Genomic DNA, 4,651 nt, shown 5'->3' with positions numbered 1-4,651 from the left:
CATGTAAAACCCTGAAGAGAGGTCATAGGCTTTCAACTCATCCGAAAGTTGTAATGGGAAACCGACAGTCGAGCAGCTACGCCCGTCTTTGTTGACAACCGCGATCATTCTAATAAATCGGTTGTAGTACTTGGAATCACGAATTAATGACATATCGCTTGCTTGGCATTCATAATTTATCTGAGCGACTTGATCTAAAATCATATCATTTAAGCTCTGAGCTCTATTGGCCAAGTAAAGATTGACGGTATCGAGTTTGCTTTCCAGTACATAGCGTGTCAACGGATTGATTAATATCGGGATGGCTAACGAAAAAATAAGAGTCGGGATCAGAAAGAGTAAGATCGCTATTTTAACGGGTCTGGTCAAAGTCATAAATGCAACCTTAGGCATCGTTATGCCACTGCGTTAGTAAGTGCGCAGTTTAGCATGCCACTGGTTCAATTGATGAGAATTTCGAAGAGTTATACGATTACCCAATGTATTACATTATCTGGATTTGAAGCCGTAGTTCGAAGCCAAAAGTGATACCGTTAATCATGGTTGTATTCTTGACGTGAGTGAGTGTTAGAGAGTGTTTGAAATCCAGAATAAATGCGGGTAATGGTGGTGAACCAGCATGCGCCGCCGAATAGATAAGCTATTAAGGCAAAATGTTGAGGAAAAAGACAAAACAGGACGAAACAAGCAATCGTTTCCGTACCCTCAGTCAAGCCTGACATGTAATACAGCGATTTATGCTTGTAGATAGGGCTGTGGATGTTTCGCTTGCTGGCCATCACGGCGAAGGCAAGAAAGCTGCTTCCCGTACCGATAAAAGAAAAGATCAAAAAGGCGCCAGCTACCGCATTGTGCTCAGGTGAAGCCAGCACAAAACCAAACGGGATGAGCGAGTAAAACAGAAAATCTAAACTGATATCGAGAAATCCTCCCGCATCGCTGACCCCTTGAATTCTTGCCAACGCACCATCAAGGCCATCTGCCATTCGGTTTAGTATGATGAAAATTAATGCCAGCGTGTACTGCGAGAAAGCAAGTGCAGGAAGTGCACAGCAACCTAAAGCAAAACCCCAGAGTGTCGTTTGGTTCGCTGTAATGCCTAAGCGATGAAGCCCTTGAGCTGTTTTCTCTAGTGGCCAACGAATGATTTTGACACTAAATCGATCAAGCATGTGCGCTCTCCCATGAGCAGGTTAAAATGCGGCTGTTAGGCGGAACATCGTCTTTATCGTGCGTGACCATCAAGGTCGGAATGCCTTCGGCGACCAGTTGATTGAAGACCCAATCCCTAAATTGGATCCGCAGTGCTTTATCTAACTTACTAAATGGTTCATCCAATAGTGCCAGTTTAGGTTGAGCCAGTAGCATGCGAGCCAAGCTAATACGTGCTCGCTGCCCCCCAGATATCTGTTCTGGGTAAGCATTGGCAAGATGTTCGAGAGAAATTTTCTGTAATGCTTTTTCTGCTTGAGACTGCCGTTCATGGCCTTTTACCGAGTTGGGCAAGGCAAAAGCCAAATTTTGCCAAACCGTCAGATGTGGGAAGAGCAGATCATCTTGAAATAAAATACCGACTTGCCGCTGATGTGCAGGCCGCAAAGTGATGTCGACACCGTCCAGTATGACTCTGCCTTGGAAGCTAAAATCCCTCCCCAAATGACCCGCAATTACATTAAGTAGCGTTGATTTTCCACAGCCGCTCGGCCCCATTAAGCTGACAATTTCACCAGGGGAGATGGTGATATTTAAATCCGATAAGAGAGCTTCACCATTTTGTTTATGGATGGCGAGGTTTTCGAGGCAGAACGTCATGAGTAATGGCTTCCTTACGGGCAGTTTTTTTAACGATAGGGTTCATGGTACGGCGATGAGTTTGTAGGCGGCTGATCACAATCGCCAAGGTGAAAAAAATTAAAGGAAGTAGGGCTTGCCAAATGGCATAGATAGCGGTGACTCTGCGGTCAAAGCCACTCGAGAGTGCAACGGCTTCGGTAGTAATAGTAGCGATCCTTCCTGCGCCGAGCATCAAAGTCGGCAAATATTGCGCTAAGCTCACACTCATTCCAACCGCTGCCGCGTAAACGATGGCTGGTAAGAGTTGCGGCGTTTTAATTTGCCAAAATACTTGCCACGGCGTTTTTCCTAAACTCAACGCTGCTTTAGTCAGGTTTTGATTGTAGCTTTGCCACGGGCCATCCAACGCAAGGTAGACAAAAGGAAAGGCGAAGAATACATGTGACCATGTAACCCAAAGCCAATACTGATCGCTGGCTAAAAAGAGTGTGGCGATCTGCATGCCAAATAACAGTGAAAGCTGAGGAATGAGCATTGGCAAGGCGATCAAATAACTGGGTAAATGGCGCTGATATTTGAGCTTATACTCATGAGCGAGTAGAGATAACACCAGCGCAATCACAGTGCTGAATAGCGCTAATTGTACGCTTTGATAAATGGTTGGTGCGATATTCAACCATTCGTTGTCCCAAAAACGGGCACTGAACTGGCTGGGCCATAAGTCTGGAAAGCGCCAACGTTGTGCAAAACTCCAAACCACCATTAAAGGCAACATCAGCAGAGATAAGGTAATGATGAATAAAAACAGTGATTTTCCTGGCAAGGAAAGCGCATAGCGGCCTGAGTATTGCCAGCGTTTGTAGTGTTGCGTGGAACACTTTTCGATGAAGAGAACGATCAATAACATGGCGCTGGCAAGTATAAACAACAGAACGGCGCCAGCGGCGGCGCGAGGAATTAAGGCTAAGTTAGGGTCACTAAACCACTGCCATACCAATACTGCAAACGTTGGTGGATTATTGGGGCCTAAAATGAGCGCCAAATCGACAACGGATACGCCGTAGGCAATCACGGCAAAGAGGGCAAACCGCAGTTTATTTAACCACTGTGGGAAGATCACTTTTAGCCATAGTTGGGGTTGAGAATAACCCAGCGAAGCCGCTGCTTGTTGCAGTTTATCAATGTTTAATTGCTGCAAAATGGGGATGCTCATCAGCAGTAAAAAAGGAACTTCTTTAAGTGCTAACGCTAAGGTTAACCCGACTGCGTAAGGGTTGCGTACTAAAAGTGATGCACCATCTCCCATGAATGAAGTTCCAAACAGATGATACAAAAGGCGATCCATCATGCCGCTTGGCGAGAATAAAAAAGCAAAACCAATGGCAAAAGCGACGTGAGGCATAGCCAGTAACGGTGATAAAGCGTTCTCTACTTTTGACCAGTGACGGCTGTGCCATAATGATTGCAATATCACAAAGCAGATCGCCGCGGCGAGATAGGTACTGATTAACGCAGAACCTATGCTAAGTAGTAGAGATTGCCCGACTCCCGACCATTGTAAGATGGCGATGTAGCCATCTAGAGAAAAGTGGTGCAAGCCGACGGGAGGAATATAGCCCAATGAGGAGAGTATGACCCCAAGTAGGCCGGGAACAACTGGGGCAATACAGATGACAATAATCAGCAAATAGCTTGCTCTAAACATCGGGCTTTATCTCAGTTTCTTTAGTGGCCGTAGCGTTGTTGCCATTCGGCTTCAAGCGCCGTTTGCCAACTTGGATGTGGCTCGGCGATTGATTTAAACAGCTGAGTTTTCTTAGCGCTGCCACTTAAGAACTCATTTTGTAATACCGATGGATCTCCCCAAATGGAAAGATCCCCTTTGCGAGATTGTGCTTCCGGACTGAGTAAGAAATTGATCGCAACCAATGCGCCTTCTTTGGCGCTCGCATTCCAAGGAATGGCGAGAAAATGAATGTTAGAAAGAGCCCCTGTTTCAAACGCGTAGGAGCGGGTAGAGGCCGCTAGCGTTCCATTTGCTTGAGCGGAAAAAACAGCATTGGGGTTAAAGTTGATGGAAAGATCAAGCTGACCATCATCAAGCAATTGCAGCATTTGAGCAGAGCCGCTGGGAAACTGCTTGCCTTGACGCCAGGCCACAGGATGAAATTCATCAAGATAGCGCCAAAGAGGCGCTGTCACTATGGCAAAATTTTGTTCATCCACAGGCTTAGACAGGGCAACATCGTTCTCTGTTAGTTCAATCAATAAGACTTTAAGGAAACTGGTGCCATGAAACTCTGGAGGACGAGGGTAACTAACACGATTCGGAAACGCCTTTGCGTAGCTCAACATTTCTGAAAATGAACGGGGTGGGTTATTGAGCTTTTCCTGATCGTAAATAAACACCAGTTGTCCTACACCCCAAGGCGCTTCAAGGCCAAGAGTCGGCTCTGAAAAATCTTGATCGATCGGCAGTGAGGAATCAACATATTGCCAGTTAGGTAAACGCTCCGTAAATGGACCATACAGTAAACCATTACTTTTCATGGACTTAAAGTTTTCACCATTAATCCATACTAGATCGACACTGCCATTATTATTTTTAGCGGCCGCCTTTTCTGCAATAAGCCGTGTTGTTGTCTCGGCAATATCGGTCACTTTCACCTGTTTTAACTCGATACCGTAGCGATCTTGAAGCTCGTTGCCTGCCCAGCGAATGTACTCATTAATCTCTTGGCTTCCTCCCCACGCGTGAAAGTAAACGGTTTGTCCTTTAGCTGCATCTGTGGTTTGTTGCCAAGTTTGCGCTGACGCGGAAAGTGCGAAGGCACACGTGCAGAGTAAGGTGATGAGC

General features: G+C 46.0%; 4 protein-coding genes and 1 pseudogene. All 5 read right to left on the bottom strand.

The window, feature by feature from the left end:
- Positions 1-375: pseudogene (locus B9J84_RS04865) on the bottom strand (EAL domain-containing protein); the annotation flags it as partial.
- Positions 376-533: 158 nt separating this feature from the next.
- Positions 534-1,172, bottom strand: coding sequence for a CDP-alcohol phosphatidyltransferase family protein (locus tag B9J84_RS04860; RefSeq protein ID WP_094123657.1), 639 nt, complete (start codon positions 1,170-1,172; stop codon positions 534-536).
- On the bottom strand, positions 1,165-1,812 hold the full coding sequence (locus B9J84_RS04855) for an ATP-binding cassette domain-containing protein (protein ID WP_019282608.1): 648 nt from the start codon (positions 1,810-1,812) through the stop codon (positions 1,165-1,167). Before B9J84_RS04855 ends, B9J84_RS04860 begins: the two co-directional genes overlap by 8 nt.
- Positions 1,778-3,499 carry an ABC transporter permease gene (locus tag B9J84_RS04850; RefSeq protein WP_094123656.1) on the bottom strand — a complete coding sequence of 574 codons (1,722 nt, stop codon included), beginning with the start codon at positions 3,497-3,499 and terminating at the stop codon, positions 1,778-1,780. Before B9J84_RS04850 ends, B9J84_RS04855 begins: the two co-directional genes overlap by 35 nt.
- A gap of 20 nt (positions 3,500-3,519) precedes the next feature.
- Positions 3,520-4,651, bottom strand: a 1,132-nt coding sequence (locus B9J84_RS04845) for an ABC transporter substrate-binding protein (protein WP_404206386.1), incomplete at its 5' end; no start/stop codon positions are given.

Source organism: Vibrio sp. V03_P4A6T147 (assembly GCF_002241085.1).
Taxonomy (GTDB): domain Bacteria; phylum Pseudomonadota; class Gammaproteobacteria; order Enterobacterales; family Vibrionaceae; genus Vibrio; species Vibrio anguillarum.
Note: the sequence above shows the minus strand (reverse complement) of the source record. Positions and strands in the feature narration are given on the sequence as shown.

Excerpts from the sequence above, each read along its gene's own strand:
- B9J84_RS04860 (WP_094123657.1), bottom strand. The coding sequence starts at position 1,172 with ATGCTTGATCGATTTAGTGTCAAAATCATTCGTTGGCCACTAGAGAAA.
- B9J84_RS04855 (WP_019282608.1), bottom strand. The coding sequence starts at position 1,812 with ATGACGTTCTGCCTCGAAAACCTCGCCATCCATAAACAAAATGGTGAA.
- B9J84_RS04850 (WP_094123656.1), bottom strand. The coding sequence starts at position 3,499 with ATGTTTAGAGCAAGCTATTTGCTGATTATTGTCATCTGTATTGCCCCA.